The sequence below is a fragment of the Cellulosimicrobium composti genome, assembly GCF_009711085.1.
In the GTDB taxonomy this organism is placed as follows: domain Bacteria; phylum Actinomycetota; class Actinomycetes; order Actinomycetales; family Cellulomonadaceae; genus Cellulosimicrobium; species Cellulosimicrobium composti.
This window is the reverse complement of sequence record NZ_WMKA01000051.1, coordinates 1-17982: the sequence shown is the minus strand read 5'-3', so window position 1 is coordinate 17982 and position 17982 is coordinate 1. Positions and strand designations below refer to the sequence as shown.

Genomic DNA, 17982 nt, shown 5'->3' with positions numbered 1-17982 from the left:
GGAGAGACACCATGGGGATCGAGGAAGCTCCCTCGGGCTTCTTGCTCACCACGATCGAGGACCTCGCGGGGTACCTGCGCAAGGCGTCGCTGTGGCCCGTGACGTTCGGCCTCGCGTGCTGCGCCATCGAGATGATGGCCGCCGGCGCGTCGCGGTTCGACCTGTCCCGGTTCGGCATGGAGGTCTTCCGCGCGTCGCCGCGCCAGGCGGACCTCATGATCGTCGCCGGGCGCGTGAGCCAGAAGATGGCTCCGGTCGTCCGCCAGGTCTACGACCAGATGAGCGAGCCCAAGTGGGTCCTGTCCATGGGCGTGTGCGCGTCGAGCGGCGGGATGTTCAACAACTACGCGATCGTGCAGGGCGTCGACCACGTCGTGCCCGTCGACATCTACCTGCCCGGCTGCCCGCCGCGGCCGGAGATGCTCATCAACGCGATCCTCGCGTTGCACGAGCAGATCCAGCACGAGCCGCTCGGGGTGAACCGCAAGGAGGCGGCGCGCGCCGCTGAGGCCGCGGCGCTCGAGGCCACGCCGACGTTCCAGATGAAGGGGCTGCTGCGGTGACGGACGAGAAGTCGGGGGCGGGCACGCCCGTGCCCCAGCCCGAGGAGGTGCAGGGCCCGCGGTCGTCCGACCTCGTGAGCGGCTCGGGCGCGCCGCGGACGCTCGAGGTCGTCGAGGTGCGCGAGGGCATGTTCGGCGTCCGCGGCTCGGGCGACACGTCGGGCTACGGCGGGCTCGTGCAGCCCGTGGCGATGCCCGGCGCGAGCCCGCGGCCCTACGGCGGCTGGTTCGACGAGGTCGTCGACGTGCTCGCGGAGGTGCTCGCCGCGTCGGGCGTCCCGTTCGACGCGGCGGTCGAGCGCGTCGTCGTGGACCCGCCCGGCGCGCACGCCGAGCTCACGCTGCACGTGCACCGCGACCACCTGGTCGACGTGTGCCGTGCGCTGCGCGACGACCAGGACCTGCGCTTCGAGCTGAGCCTGGGCGTGAGCGGCGTGCACTTCCCGCACGACGTGGGGCGCGAGCTGCACGCCGTCTACCACCTGACGTCGATCACGCACGGCCGCCGCCTGCGCCTCGAGGTGTCGGTGCCCGACGCCGACCCGCACGTGCCGTCCACCACGTCCGTCTACCCGACGAACGACTGGCACGAGCGCGAGACGTGGGACTTCTTCGGGATCGTCTTCGACGGCCACCCGTCCCTCGCGCGGATCGAGATGCCCGACGACTGGCCGGGCCACCCGCAGCGCAAGGACTACCCCCTCGGCGGCATCCCCGTCGAGTACAAGGGCGCGACCGTGCCCCCGCCGGACACGAGGAGGTCGTACTCGTGAGCACGCACACCACCGGCGCCCCCGGCGCCGCACCGCACGCCACGCGCCCGCCCGTCGGCGACTTCGAGCCGGGCATCCCGAGCTTCGAGGCGTCGGGCGGCGACTGGGCGGACGTCGCGGAGAGCGCCGTCGCCGCGGCCGCGCTCGGCGAGGAGCGCATCGTCGTCAACATGGGTCCGCAGCACCCGTCCACGCACGGCGTGCTGCGCCTCATGCTGGAGATCGACGGCGAGACCGTCACCGAGGCGCGGTGCGGCATCGGCTACCTGCACACCGGCATCGAGAAGAACATGGAGTACCGGACGTGGACGCAGGGCGTCACGTTCTGCACGCGCATGGACTACCTCGCGCCGCTGTTCCAGGAGACGGCGTACTGCCTCGCGGTCGAGAAGCTGCTCGGCATCACCGACGACGTGCCCGAGCGCGCGAGCGTGATCCGCGTGCTCATGATGGAGCTCAACCGCATCGCGTCCCACCTCGTGTGCCTGGGCACGGGCGGCAACGAGATGGGCGCGACGACCGTCATGACCGTCGCGTTCACCGCGCGCGAGGAGATCCTGCGGATCTTCGAGGCCGTGACGGGCCTGCGCATGAACCACGCGTACGTGCGCCCCGGCGGCGTCGCGCAGGACGTGCCGCCGGACCTCGTGGAGCAGGTCCGCACGGCGGAGCCGCTCGTCCGCCGCTACCTCGGCCAGCTCGGCGACCTCATGCTCGCGAACCCGATCTTCAAGGGTCGCCTCGTCGGGGTCGGGCACCTCAACCTCGCGGGCTGCATGGCGCTCGGGGTGACCGGGCCGGTGCTGCGCTCGACCGGCCACCCGTACGACGTGCGCAAGGCCGACCCGTACTGCGGCTACGAGACGTACGACTTCGACGTCCCGACCGCGACCGGTGCGGACTGCTACGACCGTGTCGTGCTGCGGCTCGAGGAGTGCTACCAGTCGCTGCACATCGTCGAGCAGTGCCTCGAGCGCCTCGAGGCGACCGCGGGCCAGCCCGTCATGGTGGGCGACCGCAAGATCGCGTGGCCCGCGCAGCTCGCGATCGGGAGCGACGGCCAGGGCAACTCGCTCGAGCACATCAAGGAGATCATGGGCACCTCCATGGAGGCCCTGATCCACCACTTCAAGCTCGTCACGGAGGGCTTCCGGGTCCCGGTGGGGCAGGCGTGGCAGACCGTCGAGCACCCGCGCGGCGAGCTCGGCGTGCACCTCGTTTCCGACGGCGGCACCCGCCCCTACCGGGCGCACTTCCGCGACCCGTCCTTCAACAACCTCCAGGCCGTGGCGGCGATGTGCGAGGGCGGCCAGGTGGCCGACGTCGTGGTCGCCGTCGCGTCGCTGGACCCCGTGCTGGGAGGGGTGGACCGATGACCATCGACGCCGGACCTGCGACGAACGGCACGCCCGCGGGCGCGCCGCGCCAGCGCCCCGGGTACGACGCCGAGACGGCCGCGCGGCTCGCCGCCGACGCGGCGCAGATCGTCGCGCGTTACCCGCACCCGCGCTCGGCGCTGCTGCCGATGCTGCACCTCGTGCAGTCCGAGGACGGCTACGTCTCGCGCGACGGGATCCTGTTCTGCGCCGAGCAGCTCGGCCTCACCGCGGCCGAGGTGTCCGCCGTCGCGACGTTCTACACGCAGTACAAGCGGCACCCGAACGGCACCTACACCGTGGGCGTCTGCACGAACACGCTGTGCGCGATCATGGGCGGCGACGCGATCTTCGACGAGCTGTCGGAGCACCTCGGCGTCGGGCACGACGAGACGACCGAGGACGGCGCGATCACGCTCGAGCGCGTCGAGTGCAACGCGGCCTGCGACTACGCGCCGGTCATGATGGTCAACTGGGAGTTCTTCGACAACCAGACCCCGGCCAGCGCGACCGACGTCGTCGACCGCCTCCGCGCGGGCGAGCCCGTCGCCCCGACGCGCGGCGCCGCGAGCGTGTGCACCTTCAAGCAGATGAGCCGCGTCCTCGCGGGCTTCACCGACGGCCGCGCCGACGAGGGCGTCGGGGCGGGCGAGCCCACGCTCGCCGGCCTGCGCCTCGCGCGCGAGCACGGCTGGACCGCCCCCGCCGGCGAGACGGCCGCCGAGGCGGGGGACGCGCCGTCGGCCGCCGACGCCGCGTCCACCGGCGGCACCGAGGGCGCACCGGAGAAGCCGGTCACCGGCGCGGAGCAGTCGAGCGCCGACCGGAAGCCGACCACCGAGGCCGACGTCGACCCGGGAGGCAAGGCCGAGTCGCCCGGCACGAAGCCCGACCCGTCGAAGGGAGCGGACGCATGAGCGAGCAGCAGACCGCCCGACCGGCACCCGACCCGCTGACCCCCGTCCTGTCGGACACGTGGGACGCGGACCGGTCCTGGACCCTGGCGTCGTACCTGGACCGCGGCGGCTACGCCGGCCTGCGCGCGGCGCTCGGCCAGGACCCGGCCGACGTCGTGGCGACCGTCAAGGCGTCCGGCCTGCGCGGCCGTGGCGGCGCGGGGTTCCCGACGGGCATGAAGTGGGGCTTCCTGCCCGCGCCCGACGGCGGCCCGCGGTACCTCGTCGTCAACGCGGACGAGTCCGAGCCGGGCACGTGCAAGGACATCCCGCTCATGCTCGCGAGCCCGCAGGCGCTCGTGGAGGGCGTCGCGATCACGTCGTACGCGATCGGGTGCCACCACGCGTTCATCTACGTGCGCGGCGAGGTGCTGCACGTGTACCGCCGCCTGCTGCGCGCGGTCGAGGAGGCGTACGAGGCGGGGTACCTCGGCACGGACGTGCTCGGGTCGGGCTTCGACCTCGACGTCACGGTCCACGCCGGGGCCGGCGCGTACATCTGCGGCGAGGAGACGGCGCTGCTCGACTCGCTCGAGGGGCGCCGCGGGCAGCCGCGGCTCAAGCCGCCGTTCCCGGCGGTCGCGGGCCTGTACGCGCGCCCGACGGTCGTCAACAACGTGGAGTCGATCGCGAGCGTGCCGTCGATCGTGGCGCGCGGCGCGGACTGGTTCACGTCGATGGGCACGGAGCGCTCGGCCGGGTTCGGCCTGTTCTCGCTCTCGGGCCACGTGACGCGGCCCGGCCAGTACGAGGCGCCGCTCGGCACGACGCTGCGCGAGCTGCTCGACCTCGCGGGCGGGATGCGCGGCGGCAAGGCGCTGAAGTTCTGGACGCCGGGCGGGTCGTCGACGCCGCTGTTCACCGACGCCCACCTCGACACCCCGCTCGACTACGAGTCGGTCGCCGCGGCGGGCTCGATGCTCGGCACGCGCGCGCTGCAGCTCTTCGATGAGACGACGTGCGTCGTGCGCGCGGTGAGCCGGTGGACGGACTTCTACGCGCACGAGTCGTGCGGCAAGTGCACGCCGTGCCGCGAGGGCACGTACTGGATGAAGCAGGTGCTGGCGCGCATCGAGGCGGGCCAGGGCACCGAGGCGGACCTCGACCTGCTCCTCGACACGTGCGACAACATCCTGGGGCGCGCGTTCTGCGCGCTGGGCGACGGTGCCACGTCTCCCGTGACGAGCAGCATCGAGCTGTTCCGCGACGAGTACGAGGCGCACATCACGGAGCACCGCTGCCCGTTCGACCCGGCGGCCTCAGCGCTCTTCGACCACACGCCCCGCCCGGCCCGCGTCCTGACGGCAGGAGTGCACTGATGACGACCACGACCCCCGCCCCGGGCACCGGCTCCTCGGCCGTCGCGCCCTCGGGCGGCGCGGCCACGCCCCCCGCCCCGGCGGACCAGGTGACGTTCACGATCGACGACATCGAGATGTCGGTGCCGAAGGGCACGCTCGTGATCCGCGCCGCCGAGCAGATCGGGATCCAGATCCCGCGGTTCTGCGACCACCCGCTGCTCGAGCCCGCGGGCGCGTGCCGGCAGTGCCTCGTCGAGGTCGCGACGCCGGACCGCGAGGGCAACGTGCGGCCCATGCCGAAGCCGCAGGCGTCGTGCACGCTCGAGGCGACGCCCGGGATGGTGGTGCGCACGCAGCGCACGAGCGCCGTCGCCGACAAGGCGCAGCACGGCATCATGGAGCTCCTGCTCATCAACCACCCGCTCGACTGCCCGGTGTGCGACAAGGGCGGCGAGTGCCCGCTGCAGAACCAGGCGATGAGCAACGGGCGCGCGACGAGCCGGTTCGTGGACGTCAAGCGCACGTTCCCCAAGCCGATCGCGGTCTCGACGACGATCCTGCTCGACCGCGAGCGGTGCGTCCTGTGCCAGCGCTGCACGCGGTTCTCGCAGGAGATCGCGGGCGACGCGTTCATCGACCTGCAGAAGCGCGGCGCCGCGCAGCAGATCGGGCGCTTCGACGAGGCCGTGCTCGACTTCGCGCCGCCCGCGGGCGAGGCGCCCGGCGACCGTCCGGTGGGACTGGCCCTGGAGGACGAGTCGGGGCTCCCGTTCGCGTCGTACTTCTCGGGCAACACCGTGCAGATCTGCCCCGTGGGCGCGCTCACGGGCGCCGCGTACCGGTTCCGGTCGCGCCCGTTCGACCTGGTCTCGACGCCGTCGGTGGCCGAGCACGACTCGTCGGGCTCCGCGATCCGCGTCGACCACCGGCGCGGCGTCGTGCTGCGCCGCCTCGCGGGCGAGGACCCGCTCGTCAACGAGGAGTGGATCACCGACCGCGACCGCTTCGCGTTCACGTGGCAGTCCGCGCCGGACCGCCTCACGCACCCGCTCGTGCGCGACCGCGAGGTCGCGCCGGACGGCACGGTGACCCGCGGCGAGCTGCGCCCGGCGTCGTGGGCCGAGGCGCTCGAGGTCGCGGCGGACGCGCTCACCCGGGCGCGCGACGCCGCCGGCGTCGGCGTGCTCCCGGGCGGGCGGCTCACCGTCGAGGACGCGTACGCGTACGCGAAGCTCGCGCGCACGTGGCTGCGCACGAACGACGTGGACCACCGCGCCCGCGCCCACAGCGCGGAGGAGGCGGACTTCCTCGCCCACGCCGTCGCGGGCAGCGGGCTCGGCGTGACGTTCTCCGACCTCGAGAAGGCCCCGGCCGTGCTCCTCGTCGGCCTGGAGGCCGAGGAGGAGGCGGGCGTGACGTTCCTGCGCCTGCGCAAGGGCGCGCTGCGGCACGGCGTGCGCGTGTTCTCCGTCGCGCCGTACGCGTCGCGCGGCCTGCAGCGCATGCACGGGACGTTGCTCCCCGCCGCGCCGGGCACCGAGGGGGAGTGGCTCGACGGCATCGCCGCGGGCGACCGCGTGCGGACGCTCGACGAGGCGAGCGGGCCCGAGGACGTGCTCGCGGACGTGAGCGACGCGCTGCGCCGGCCGGGCGCGGTGATCCTCGTGGGCGAGCGGCTCGCCGCGACGCGCGGCGGGTACACCGCGCTGCTGCGCGCCGCCGCCGCGACGGGCGCGCGCCTCGCGTGGGTCCCGCGCCGCGCGGGCGAGCGGGGCGGCGTCGAGGCGGGCACCCTGCCGAACCTCCTGCCGGGCGGTCGCCCCGTCGCCGACCCCGCGGCACGCGTGGACGTCGCGACGGTGTGGGGCGTGGGCGCGGCCGACGACCCGCACGCCGGGCTGCCGACGACGGCCGGGCGCGACGCGGGCGAGATGCTCGACGCGCTGTCGGTCGGCCAGCTCTCGGGCGTCCTCCTCGGCGGGCTCGAGCTCGACGACCTGCCCGACCCGGCGCATGCGCGCCGCGCGCTCGAGGCGGCGGACGTCGTCGTCTCGCTCGAGGTGCGCCGCTCCGCGGTGACCGAGCTCGCCGACGTCGTGCTCCCCGTCGCGCCGCCCGTCGAGCGCGAGGGCGCCTTCGTCAGCTGGGAGGGGCGCGTGCGCCGCTTCCCCGCCGCGCTCGCGTCGACCGCGATGCCCGACCACCGCGTGCTCGACGCGCTCGCGGACGCCGCGGGCGTGCCGCTCGGGCTCGCGACGGTCGAGGCCGTGCGCGCCGAGCTGGACCAGCTCCTCGACGCGGGCGCGTGGGACGGCGCGCGCGTCCCCGCGCCGGCCGTGGAGACCGCGGAGCCCCCGGCCGTCGCGCCGGGCACGGCGGTCCTCGCGAGCTGGCGGCTCCTGCTCGACGACGCGCGCGGCCAGGACGGCGAGCGCTACCTCGCCGGGACGGCCAAGCGCCCGGTCGCGCGGCTGTCCGCCGCGACGGCCGCCGCGGTCGACGTCTTCGACGGCGAGCTCGTGCGCGTCTCGACCGACCGCGGGGCCGTCACGCTCCCGGTCGTCGTGACGGACATGGTCGACCACGTGGTCTGGCTGCCGATGCGCTCCCCGGGGTCGTCCGTGCACGCGACGCTCGGCGCGGTGCCGGGCGACGTCGTCCGGCTCGAGCCCGGGAGCACCGACGGAGGGGAGGGCGCATGAGCGGCGTCCACGCGTTCCACGCGCTGGCGGCCGAGACGCCGGCCGTGCCCGGCATCACGGCGGACTTCTCGCAGGACAACGGCTGGACGTACCTCGTCAAGGCCGTGCTCATCCTCGTGTTCCTGCTGACGAGCGTGCTGTTCGCGATCTGGTTCGAGCGCAAGGTCGTGGCGCGCATGCAGGTGCGCCCGGGACCGAACTGGCACGGGCCGTTCGGCCTGCTCCAGTCGCTCGCCGACGCGATGAAGCTCCTGCTCAAGGAGGACATCACCGTCAAGGCGGCGGACAAGTTCGTCTACCTGCTCGCGCCGATGATCTCCGTGTTCTGCGCGCTCCTCGTGTTCGCGGTCGTCCCGTTCGGGCCCGAGGTGCAGATCCCGTTCACGGACTACGTGACGCCCGCGCAGCTCACCGACTTCCCGGTCGCGACGCTCTACATCCTGGCGTGCGCGTCGCTCGGCGTGTACGGCATCGTGCTCGGCGGCTGGTCGTCCGGCTCGACGTACCCGCTGCTCGGCTCGGTCCGCTCGACGGCGCAGGTCATCAGCTACGAGCTCGCGATGGGCCTGTCCCTCGTCTCCGTCTTCATCATGGCGGGGTCGATGTCGACGTCGCGCATCGTCGACTCGCAGACGCAGCTGTGGTGGTTCCTGCCGCTCCTGCCGGCGTTCGTCATCTACGTCATCTCGATGGTCGGCGAGACGAACCGGCTCCCGTTCGACCTCCCCGAGGCCGAGGGCGAGCTCGTGTCCGGGTACATGACGGAGTACTCGTCGATGAAGTTCGCGTGGTTCTTCCTCGCGGAGTACATCAACATGCTCAACGTCTCCGCCGTCGCGACGACGCTGTTCCTCGGCGGGTGGCGCGCCCCGTGGCCGCTCTCGGCGATCAACGACGGGATGCTCAACGAGGGCTGGTGGCCCATCCTCTGGTTCCTCGTCAAGGTCTGGGCCGTCATGTTCTTCTTCGTGTGGGTGCGCGGCACGCTGCTGCGCCTGCGCTACGACCAGTTCATGCGGTTCGGCTGGAAGGTCCTCATCCCGTTCGCGCTCGCGTGGCTCGTGCTGCTCGCGGTCGCGCAGGCGGTGCGCCAGTTCCTGGACGTCGACCTGCGCGTGTTCGTCGGCGTGGCCGTCGCCCTCGCCCTCGTGGTCGTGGTCGTCGTCTGGTTCTGGCCCGAGAAGAAGGCGCCGCCCGGCACCGCCCCGCGCGCAGCGGGCGCCGCGCCCGAGCCGTTCGACGCGTTCGCGGGCGGGTTCCCCGTCCCGCCGCTGCCGGGCCAGTCGCTCCCGCCGTCCCCGCGCCGCCGGGCGCTCGTGCCCGACGACGCCGGCACGCCCGGGGCCGCCGGGTCACCTGGCACCCCCCACGACAAGGAGGTCGACCGTGGCTGACGACCAGAAGCACGAGCCCCGCCCGGGGCCGTCGGCGCCGGGCGAGTACACGCAGCGGCGGCCGCAGGCCAAGGGCCTGCGCGAGGCGCTCGCGCCCGTCGCCGGGTTCGGCGTGACGTTCTCCTCGATGTTCCGGCCGACGGTCACGGAGCAGTACCCGCGCCAGAAGGTGCCGACGAAGCCGCGCTACCACGGGCGGCACCAGCTCAACCGGTACCCGGACGGGCTGGAGAAGTGCATCGGGTGCGAGCTGTGCGCGTGGGCGTGCCCGGCGGACGCGATCTACGTCGAGGGCGCGGACAACGCCGACCTGCCCGACGGCGGCCACATGTCGCCGGGCGAGCGGTACGGCCGCGTCTACCAGATCAACTACCTGCGCTGCATCTTCTGCGGCCTGTGCATCGAGGCGTGCCCCACGCGCGCGCTGACGATGACGAACGAGTACGAGCTCGCCGGGCCGACGCGCGAGGGCATGATCTGGGAGAAGCAGGACCTGCTCGCGCCGCTGCGCGAGGGCATGCTCGCCGCGCCGCACCCGATGGTGCCCGGGACGTCGGACACCGAGTACTACCGCGGGGAGGTGACCGGCCCGGTGGCCGAGCAGGTGGAGTGGGTGCGCGAGCACCGCCCGGACGACCCGACGCTGCCGCCCGAGCCCGCGGGCCCGCAGCCGGAGGTCCGGCGGGTCACGCAGCCGTCCGGGCGGTCCGCCCGTCCGTCGGCCCGGAAGGGCGCGCGATGACCGGGGGCGGCGGCGAGGCGGTCCTCTTCTGGGTCCTCGCCCCCCTCATGGTGCTCGCGGCGCTCTCGCTGCTCTTCGCGCGCAAGGCGGTGCACGCCGCCATCGCGGTCATGTTCGTCATGGTCGACCTCGCGATCCTCTACATCGCGCAGGAGGCGTCGTTCCTCGGCGTCGTCCAGGTGGTCGTCTACACGGGTGCCGTGATGATGCTGTTCCTCTTCGTGCTCATGCTCGTGGGCGTCGACGCGTCGGACTCGCTCGTCGAGACGATCCGCGGCCAGCGGTGGATCGGCGTGCTGCTCGGGCTGGGGCTCGGGGTCGTGCTGGTCGGCGTCGTCTCGCAGGCGGCGTTCCCGCCGGCGGTCGGCCTCGAGCTCGCGAACGCGGCCACGAACCCCGTCGCCCTGGCGCGCGTGCTCTTCGCGGACTACGTGTTCGCGATGGAGGTCGTGGGCGTCCTGCTCATCACCGCGGCGGTGTCCGCGCTCGTGCTCACGCACCGCCGGCGGCTCACGCCGAAGGTCGGCCAGCGCGAGCAGGCCGAGGCCAAGGTCGCGGCGCTGCCCTCGGGCGGCCGGCTCACGCCGCTCGCCGCGCCCGGCGTGTACGCGCAGAACAACGCGATGGACACCCCGGCGCTCGACGCGCACGGCCGGCCCATCGAGGAGTCGGTCTCGCGCGTCCTGCGGATCCGCGGCCAGGAGCGCTCCGCGGGCACGATCCTCGCGGCCGAGCGCGACGTGCTCGTCGAGCACGAGCCGCAGCGCGCGCTGCCCGCCCTGCGGGCGCAGGACGCGAACGAGCGCACCGTGCAGGCGGCGACCGCCGAGCACCCCGAGGGCGAGGCGCCCGCCGGCGACGTCGCCGGGCCCGACGACCCGGGTCGGTCCCGCGTCCCGGGCGGGACGCCGGCGGCGACCGAGGCAGGAGAGGACTGATGGAGCTCACCCACTACCTCGTGCTCGCGGCGATCCTCTTCGCGATCGGCGCCGCGACCGTGCTGCTGCGACGCAACGCGATCATCGTGTTCATGGGCGTCGAGCTCATGCTCAACGCGACCAACCTCGCGTTCGTCACGTTCGCCCGCATGCACGGCGACGTGACCGGGCAGGTGCTCGCGTTCTTCGTCATGGTCGTCGCGGCGGCGGAGGTCGTCGTCGGCCTCGCGATCATCGTGTCCATCTTCCGCACCCGTCGGTCCGCCTCGGTCGACGACGTCAACCTGCTCAAGAGCTGAGGGGCCGGCACCGATGACGATGCTCCTTCCCGCCCTGCCCGCCGCGAGCGGGCTCCCGGCCGCGACCGACGTCGTGGCCGTGTCCGAGACCGTGCCCGACGTGTTCCGCGCGGCGCCGTTCCTCGTGCTGCTCCCGCTCCTCGGCGCGGCCGTCCTCCTGCTGGCCGGGCGCCGCAGCGACCGCTGGGGCGCGTGGTTCGGCGTCCTCATGTCCGGCGCGGCGTTCGTCGTGGGGCTGGTCCTGTTCCTCGCGATGCTGGGCCTGCCCGTCGACGAGCGCGTGGTCGACCACCACCTCTTCGACTGGATCGTCGCGGGCGGTCTCGACCTCGCCGTCGGGCTGCGGATCGACCCGCTGTCGCTGACGTTCGTGCTGCTCGTGACGTTCGTCGGCACGCTCATCCACGTGTACGCGGTCGCCTACATGGCGCACGACCGCGACCGGCGCCGGTTCTTCGCCTACCTCAACCTGTTCGTCGCGGCGATGCTCGTGCTCGTCCTGGCCGACTCCTACCTCCTGCTGTTCGTCGGCTGGGAGGGCGTGGGCCTCGCGTCGTACCTGCTCATCGGGTTCTGGAACCACCACCGGGCCTACGCGGTCGCGGCGAAGAAGGCGTTCGTCATGAACCGCGTGGGCGACATCGGCCTCATCGTCGCGCTCATGCTCATGTTCGCGACGTTCGGCGCGGTCGACTTCACGACCGTGTTCGCCGAGGCTCCCGCGGCGTCGACGGCGCTGCTCACCGCGACGAGCCTCGCGCTCCTGCTCGCGGCGTGCGGCAAGTCGGCCCAGTTCCCGCTGCAGGCGTGGCTCGGGGACGCGATGGCCGGCCCGACGCCCGTCTCGGCCCTCATCCACGCGGCGACCATGGTCACGGCGGGCGTCTACCTCGTCGTGCGGTCCGCGCCGATCTTCGAGGGCGCGCCCACCGCGCAGCTCGTCGTGGTGGTCGTCGGCGCGGTGACGCTGCTCTTCGGGGCGATCGTCGGCTGCGCGAAGGACGACATCAAGAAGGCGCTCGCCGCGTCGACCATGTCCCAGATCGGGTACATGATCCTCGCGGCCGGCCTCGGCCCGATCGGGTACGCGTTCGCGATCTTCCACCTCGTGACCCACGGCTTCTTCAAGGCCGGGATGTTCCTCGGGGCGGGCTCGGTCATGCACGGCATGGACGACCAGGTGGACATGCGCCGGTTCGGCGGGCTCGCCCGGTACATGAAGGTCACGTGGATCACGTTCATGGCGGGCTGGCTCGCGATCCTCGGGATCCCGCCCTTCTCCGGCTTCTGGAGCAAGGACAAGATCATCGAGGCCGCGTTCGTGCCCGTGGACGGCGAGCCGTGGCGCGCGTGGGTGTTCGGCGGCGTGGCGCTGCTGGGCGCCGGGATCACCGCGTTCTACATGTCGCGCCTGTTCTTCATGACGTTCTCGGGCCGCCGTCGCTGGAACGACGGCGGCGGCAGCCTCGACGGCCTCGGGTCGCAGGACGGCCCGGTGCGCCACCCGCACGAGTCCCCGCGCCTCATGACGTGGCCCATGATCGTGCTCGCGGTCGGGTCGGTCGCGCTCGGCGGCCTCCTCGCCGCGGGCTCGCGCTTCGTCACGTGGCTCGAGCCCGTGACGGGCCACGCCGAGCACGCCGAGCCGGTGCTGCCGGTGTGGGCGCTCATGACGCTCACGCTCGTGCTCGTGCTCGCCGGTGCGGCGCTCGCGTGGCGCGAGTACGCGATGGCGAGCGTCCCGGTCCGTGCGCCGCGCGGCTCCGCGCTCACGCGGGCCGCCCGCCGCGACCTGTACCAGGACGACGTCAACGAGGCCGTGTTCATGCGCCCCGGCCAGTACCTCACGCGCTCGCTCGTCTACGCCGACAAGGAGATGGTCGACGGCGGCTGGATGGGCCTCGCCGGCCTGGTCGGTCGCGTGGGGGAGTGGCTGCGCGGGTGGCAGAACGGCTACGTGCGCTCGTACGGCGCGACGATGCTCGGCGGCCTCGTGGTCATCGCCGCCGTCGTCCTCGCCCTGACCACCGGCTCCGCGAGCTGAGAGGGAGACACCCGTGACCACCTCCGTCCCCTGGCTGTCCCTGCTCGTCGCGTGGCCGCTCGTCGGCGCCGCGGCGGTGTGGCTCACGGCCGCCGCCCGCACGCGCGGTGTCGGCGCCGGCGCCCTGCGGGCCGTGCGCGGCGTCGCGCTCGCGGCGGCGCTCGTCGAGGTCGCCCTGCTCGTCGCGACGTTCACGGCGTTCGACACGTCCGCCGCCGGCACGCACCAGCTCACCGAGACGTACCCGTGGATCCCGCAGATCGGCGCGAGCTACGCGGTCGGCGCCGACGGCGTCGCGCTCGCGCTCGTCGCGCTGTCCGTCGTGCTGGTCCCGCTCGTCGTGCTCGCGGCGTGGAAGGAGCAGGACGGCGACGTGCGGCGCCTGCGCCACTACCTCGCGCTCGTGCTCCTGCTCGAGGCGTTCATGGTCGCGGTGTTCGTCGCGCGCGACGTGTTCCTCTTCTACGTGCTGTTCGAGGCGATGCTCGTCCCGGTCTACTTCATGATCGGCGGGTTCGGCGTCGGCGCGCGGCGGCGGTACGCGGCCGTGAAGTTCCTGCTGTTCTCGCTCGCGGGCGGGCTCATCATGCTCGCGGCGGTCATCGCCCTCTACGTGCAGGTGCCGATCGACCCGGCGACGGGCGCGCGGCCCGAGGACGCGTTCCTCACGTCGAACCTCGTGGGGTACTTCGCCGAGAACCCGATGCCGGTCACGACCGAGCGGCTGCTGTTCCTCGGGTTCTTCCTCGCGTTCGCCATCAAGGCGCCGCTCTTCCCGGTCCACACGTGGCTGCCCGACGCCGCGCAGCACGCGCCCGCGGGCACCTCCACGCTCCTCGTGGGCGTGCTGGACAAGGTCGGCACGTTCGGGATGCTCACGCTGTGCCTTCCGCTCTTCCCGCACGCGAGCACGTGGGCCGCACCGGTCGTCGTCGTGCTCGCCGTGGTGTCGATCCTGTACGGCGCGCTCATGGCGATCGGGCAGAGCGACCTCATGCGACTCATCGCCTACACCTCGGTGTCGCACTTCGGGTTCATCGTGCTCGGCATCTTCGCGTTCACGTCGCTCAGCGTCTCGGGCTCGTCGCTGTACATGGTCAACCACGGCATCTCGACCGGGGCGCTGTTCCTCCTGGCGGGCTTCCTCATCGCCCGGCACCCGGAGCGCTCGCAGCGCATCGCGGACTACGGCGGCCTCCAGAAGGTGGTCCCGGTGCTCGCCGGGACGTTCCTCGTGGCGGGCCTCTCGGCGCTGTCGCTGCCGGGCCTGTCGACGTTCGTCAGCGAGATCATGGTGCTCGTCGGCACGTTCGCGCGCAGCCCCTGGGCCGCGCTCGTCGCGGTGCTCGGCGTCGTGCTCGCCGCGCTCTACGTGCTCCTCACCTACCAGCGGATCTTCACGGGCGGCACGCGCGAGGGCCTCGACGAGCTCCCGGACCTCGGCGCGCGCGAGAAGTGGGTCGTCGCGCCGCTGGTCGTCGTCCTCCTCGTCCTCGGCCTGTACCCGGCGCCCGCGCTCGACCTCGTGCGCGAGCCCGCCGAGGTCACGCTGTCCGACCTCGCGGTCGCGGGCGTCGAGGACCCGCCGCGCTCCGACCCGTTCGCGGACGCCGACGGCACGCTCGTCGAGGGCCAGGCGTCGCACGTCACCCGTAGCACCGACGAAGGGAGCGAGTCGTGAACGACTCCTTCGTGGCCCCCGCGGTCGACTGGCTCTACCTCGCCCCGATCCTCGTCGTGCTCGGCGCCGGCGTCGTCGGCGTGCTCATCGAGGCGTTCGTGCCCGCGCGCGTCCGGCGCACGGTGCAGGTGGTCCTGGCCCTGCTCGCGACCGCCGCGGCGTTCGCGCTCGTCGTCGTGCTGTGGCGCGACCCCGCCGTCCAGGGGAGCGACGTCGCCCCCTACGGCGTGCGCGTGCTCGGCGGGTCGATGGTGATCGACCCGTTCGGGCTCGCGGTCCAGGGGATCGTCGTGCTGCTCGCGTTCCTCGCGATCCTCGTGATCGCCGACCGGACGTCGACCGGCCAGGACGCGTTCGCGCCGTCGGCGGCCGCCGTCCCCGGCTCGCCGTACGAGGACCTCACGCGGCGCAAGGGCCTGGAGCAGACCGAGGTCTACCCGCTCGTGCTCTTCGCCGTCGGCGGCATGATGATCTTCCCCGCGACGGGCAACCTCCTCGTGATGTTCGTCGCGCTCGAGGTGCTCTCCCTCCCGCTGTACGTGCTCTCCGCGATGGCGCGCCGCCGTCGCCTGCTGTCGCAGGAGGCGTCGTTCAAGTACTTCCTCCTCGGCGCGTTCGCGTCCGCGCTGTTCGTGTTCGGCGTCGCGCTCGTCTACGGGTTCGCCGGCTCGGTCGACCTCGTCGAGGTCTACCGGTCGCTCGCGACGCCGGGCGGCCCGCTCGCGTCGATGCCGGGCCTGGTCGTCGTGGGCGCCCTGCTCGTCCTGGCGGGCCTGCTCTTCAAGATCGGCGCCGCGCCGTTCCACGCGTGGACGCCCGACGTGTACCAGGGCGCCCCGACGCCGATCACGGGCTTCATGGCCGCGTGCACCAAGGCCGCCGCGTTCGGCGCGCTCCTGCGCGTCCTGTACGTCGTGAGCCTCGGCCTCGCGCAGTCGTCCCCGGCCACGCGCGAGGACCTGTTCGTCGCGCTGTGGGTGGTCACGCTGCTCACGATGGTCGTGGGCACCGTCGTCGGCGCGGTGCAGACCGACGTCAAGCGGCTCCTCGCGTACTCGTCGATCGCGCACGCGGGCTTCATCCTCGTCGGCGTCGTCGGGTTCTCGCAGCTGTCGCTGCGCGCGACCGTGTTCTACCTCCTCGTGTACGGCCTCGCGACCGTCGGCGCGTTCGCCGTCGTCACGCTCGTGCGCGAGACGGCGCCGGTGCGCGAGCGCGTGCCCGCGACCGTGGGCGCGGGCGAGGCGGGGGCGCCGGACAACCCCTCCGACGACTCGGGCGAGCAGCCGGTGGCGGTGCTCGGCGAGGCCACGCACCTCGCCCAGTGGGCGGGTCTCGGACGCCGCAGCCCCTGGCTCGCGGGCACGTTCTCGCTGTTCCTGCTCTCGATGGCGGGCATCCCGCTCACGGCGGGCTTCGTCGCGAAGTTCACCGCGTTCGGCGCGGCCATCGCGGGCCCGGACGGCCAGGGCGGCGGCTCGACGTGGGTCCTCGCCGTGGTCGGCGTGCTCGCCTCGGCAGTGGCCGTGTTCTTCTACGTCCGCATCATCGTGCTGATGTTCTTCACGGCGCCCGCGGGCGGCGCGGACGAGGGGTCCGGCGAGGGCGCGGGAGCCTCCGAGGGGGCGGGCGTGACGGTCGTGCGCTCGGCCGGCCCGACGACCGTGGCGATCGCCGTGTGCGCGCTCGGGGTGCTCCTGCTCGGTGTGTTCCCGTCCCCGGTTCTCGATCTGGCGGCCGAGGCGGTTAAGTTCGTCCCGTGACCTCTGTGCCTCCCGTGCCCCCCGCGCCTGCCGGGCAGCGCGGCCCGCGCGACCGGACCGCGCCCGTGACGACCACCGCGATCCCGATCTCGGACCCCGAGCTCGCGGCCGCCCTCACCGAGCGGCTCGCGGGCGTCGAGACCCGGCTGCGGGCCGCCGTCGCGCACGCCGACCCGCTCGCGGACTCGGCGTCCCGGCACCTCGTCAACGCGGGGGGCAAGCGGCTGCGCCCGCTGCTGACGCTCCTCGCCGCCGAGCTCGGCGACGCGACGCGCCCGGAGATCGAGGAGGCGGCGGTCGTCGTCGAGCTCACGCACCTCGCGTCGCTCTACCACGACGACGTCATGGACTCCGCGCCGGTGCGCCGCGGCGCCCCCTCCGCGCACGCGGTGTGGGGCAACTCGGTCGCGATCATGGTCGGCGACCTGCTCTTCGCGCGCGCCGCCTCGACGGTCGCGGCGCTCGGCCCGGAGGCCGTGCTCATCCAGGCGCGCACGTTCGAGCGGCTCTGCCTGGGCCAGCTGCACGAGACGACGGGGCCGGGGGAGGGCGCCGACCCCGTCGAGCACTACCTCGAGGTGCTGGCCGACAAGACGGCGTCGCTCCTGTCGACGTCCGCCCGGCTCGGCGCGATGTTCGCCGGGTGCCCGGCCGAGGTCGTCGAGACGGTCGCGGCCTACGGCGAGAAGCTCGGCGTCGCGTTCCAGCTCGCCGACGACGTCCTCGACCTCGCGTCCACGGGCGACGAGTCGGGCAAGACGCCCGGCACGGACCTGCGCGAGAAGGTGCCGACCATGCCGGTCCTCCTGCTGCGCGCGCGCATCGCGAAGGGGACGGCGACGCCGGACGACGTCGCGCTCGTCGAGCTCCTCGACGCCGACCTCACCGACGACGACGCGCTCGCCGAGGCCGTCGCGGCGCTGCGGCGCCACGAGGTGCTCGCGGAGACGCGTGCGCTCGCGGTCGGGTGGGCGAGGTCGGCCGTGACCGAGCTCGACACGCTCCCCGCGGGCCCGGTGACCGACGCCCTGCGCTCGTTCGCCGAGGCGCTCGCGGACCGCGCCGCCTGAGCGGCCTCCGCGGGGTGAACTTGCCGCGCCCGGCGCGCGATGTGCGCGTCCGGGCGCGCCGAGATTCGTTGCCTCGGACACCGAGGTGACCTGCCCGGACGTCCGCCTCGGCGCGCGCCGCGCAGGGCCCGGGTAGGCGCGGCAGGCCTCGCCCGGGGAGTTCTCACCATCGTGCGGGTGTCGGATTTCACCCGCTCTCCGGCTATCCTCGAGTGCGCGATCGGTGGGGCCGCCTGAACCAGTGCGAGATCGAGGGGGCCGGACGAGGGACCGATCGTCTCCCCCGAACCGGCTCCTCGGAGGTCTAGTGGGTTTCCTGGCGCGCCTGCGCGAACACCGTCGTACCGTGGCGTCGGTGAGCACCGTGTCGGTGTTCTCGA

General features: G+C 73.5%; 14 protein-coding genes. All 14 read left to right on the top strand.

All coding sequences use genetic code 11. The features are described from left to right. The first annotated feature begins 11 nt into the window (after positions 1–11). The 14 genes from GJV82_RS16400 to GJV82_RS16335 all read left to right on the top strand — a co-directional run bounded on the left by GJV82_RS16400 (position 12) and on the right by GJV82_RS16335 (position 17602). Positions 12–563, top strand: a complete 552-nt coding sequence (locus GJV82_RS16400) for a NuoB/complex I 20 kDa subunit family protein (RefSeq protein WP_024841829.1) — start codon at positions 12–14, stop codon at positions 561–563. Next, entirely contained in the window at positions 560–1336 is a 777-nt protein-coding gene (locus GJV82_RS16395; RefSeq protein ID WP_404812993.1) for an NADH-quinone oxidoreductase subunit C, read from the top strand. Before GJV82_RS16400 ends, GJV82_RS16395 begins: the two co-directional genes overlap by 4 nt. Beyond that, positions 1333–2712 carry an NADH-quinone oxidoreductase subunit D gene (locus GJV82_RS16390; RefSeq protein ID WP_024841831.1) on the top strand — a complete coding sequence of 460 codons (1380 nt, stop codon included), beginning with the start codon at positions 1333–1335 and terminating at the stop codon, positions 2710–2712. Before GJV82_RS16395 ends, GJV82_RS16390 begins: the two co-directional genes overlap by 4 nt. Further along, positions 2709–3629 (top strand): NADH-quinone oxidoreductase subunit NuoE, encoded by a 921-nt coding sequence (gene nuoE, locus GJV82_RS16385; protein WP_024841832.1) that lies wholly within the window; start codon positions 2709–2711, stop codon positions 3627–3629. The genes GJV82_RS16390 and nuoE overlap by 4 nt, the downstream gene beginning before the upstream one ends. Next, entirely contained in the window at positions 3626–4987 is a 1362-nt protein-coding gene (gene nuoF / locus GJV82_RS16380; protein WP_024841833.1) for an NADH-quinone oxidoreductase subunit NuoF, read from the top strand. Before nuoE ends, nuoF begins: the two co-directional genes overlap by 4 nt. After that, the gene (locus GJV82_RS16375; RefSeq protein ID WP_155099954.1) at positions 4987–7671 is read left to right on the top strand and encodes an NADH-quinone oxidoreductase subunit G; all 2685 of its coding nucleotides are present in this window, start codon (positions 4987–4989) and stop codon (positions 7669–7671) included. Before nuoF ends, GJV82_RS16375 begins: the two co-directional genes overlap by 1 nt. Beyond that, the gene (gene nuoH, locus GJV82_RS16370) at positions 7668–9065 is read left to right on the top strand and encodes an NADH-quinone oxidoreductase subunit NuoH (protein WP_051471870.1); all 1398 of its coding nucleotides are present in this window, start codon (positions 7668–7670) and stop codon (positions 9063–9065) included. The genes GJV82_RS16375 and nuoH overlap by 4 nt, the downstream gene beginning before the upstream one ends. Positions 9066–9141: 76 nt before the next feature. Beyond that, positions 9142–9807, top strand: coding sequence for an NADH-quinone oxidoreductase subunit NuoI (gene nuoI / locus GJV82_RS16365; RefSeq protein ID WP_225873430.1), 666 nt, complete (start codon positions 9142–9144; stop codon positions 9805–9807). After that, positions 9804–10745, top strand: coding sequence for an NADH-quinone oxidoreductase subunit J (locus tag GJV82_RS16360; RefSeq protein WP_024841837.1), 942 nt, complete (start codon positions 9804–9806; stop codon positions 10743–10745). The genes nuoI and GJV82_RS16360 overlap by 4 nt, the downstream gene beginning before the upstream one ends. After that, positions 10745–11044 carry an NADH-quinone oxidoreductase subunit NuoK gene (gene nuoK, locus GJV82_RS16355; protein WP_024841838.1) on the top strand — a complete coding sequence of 100 codons (300 nt, stop codon included), beginning with the start codon at positions 10745–10747 and terminating at the stop codon, positions 11042–11044. Before GJV82_RS16360 ends, nuoK begins: the two co-directional genes overlap by 1 nt. Before the next feature lie 13 nt (positions 11045–11057). Further along, complete coding sequence (gene nuoL / locus GJV82_RS16350; RefSeq protein ID WP_155099953.1) at positions 11058–13088, top strand: NADH-quinone oxidoreductase subunit L; 2031 nt, start codon at positions 11058–11060, stop codon at positions 13086–13088. A gap of 13 nt (positions 13089–13101) precedes the next feature. Continuing rightward, entirely contained in the window at positions 13102–14769 is a 1668-nt protein-coding gene (locus tag GJV82_RS16345; RefSeq protein WP_318657743.1) for an NADH-quinone oxidoreductase subunit M, read from the top strand. Then, positions 14766–16532 carry an NADH-quinone oxidoreductase subunit NuoN gene (gene nuoN, locus GJV82_RS16340; RefSeq protein ID WP_024841841.1) on the top strand — a complete coding sequence of 589 codons (1767 nt, stop codon included), beginning with the start codon at positions 14766–14768 and terminating at the stop codon, positions 16530–16532. Before GJV82_RS16345 ends, nuoN begins: the two co-directional genes overlap by 4 nt. A gap of 65 nt (positions 16533–16597) precedes the next feature. After that, entirely contained in the window at positions 16598–17602 is a 1005-nt protein-coding gene (locus tag GJV82_RS16335) for a polyprenyl synthetase family protein (protein WP_024841842.1), read from the top strand. Positions 17603–17982: the final 380 nt, after the last annotated feature.

Bases quoted from the DNA above. Each gene is read 5' to 3' on its own strand.
- GJV82_RS16400 (WP_024841829.1), top strand. From the start codon at position 12: ATGGGGATCGAGGAAGCTCCCTCGGGCTTCTTGCTCACCACGATCGAG.
- nuoL (WP_155099953.1), top strand. From the start codon at position 11,058: ATGACGATGCTCCTTCCCGCCCTGCCCGCCGCGAGCGGGCTCCCGGCC.
- nuoE (WP_024841832.1), top strand. From the start codon at position 2,709: ATGACCATCGACGCCGGACCTGCGACGAACGGCACGCCCGCGGGCGCG.
- nuoF (WP_024841833.1), top strand. From the start codon at position 3,626: ATGAGCGAGCAGCAGACCGCCCGACCGGCACCCGACCCGCTGACCCCC.
- nuoK (WP_024841838.1), top strand. From the start codon at position 10,745: ATGGAGCTCACCCACTACCTCGTGCTCGCGGCGATCCTCTTCGCGATC.
- GJV82_RS16360 (WP_024841837.1), top strand. From the start codon at position 9,804: ATGACCGGGGGCGGCGGCGAGGCGGTCCTCTTCTGGGTCCTCGCCCCC.
- nuoH (WP_051471870.1), top strand. From the start codon at position 7,668: ATGAGCGGCGTCCACGCGTTCCACGCGCTGGCGGCCGAGACGCCGGCC.
- GJV82_RS16375 (WP_155099954.1), top strand. From the start codon at position 4,987: ATGACGACCACGACCCCCGCCCCGGGCACCGGCTCCTCGGCCGTCGCG.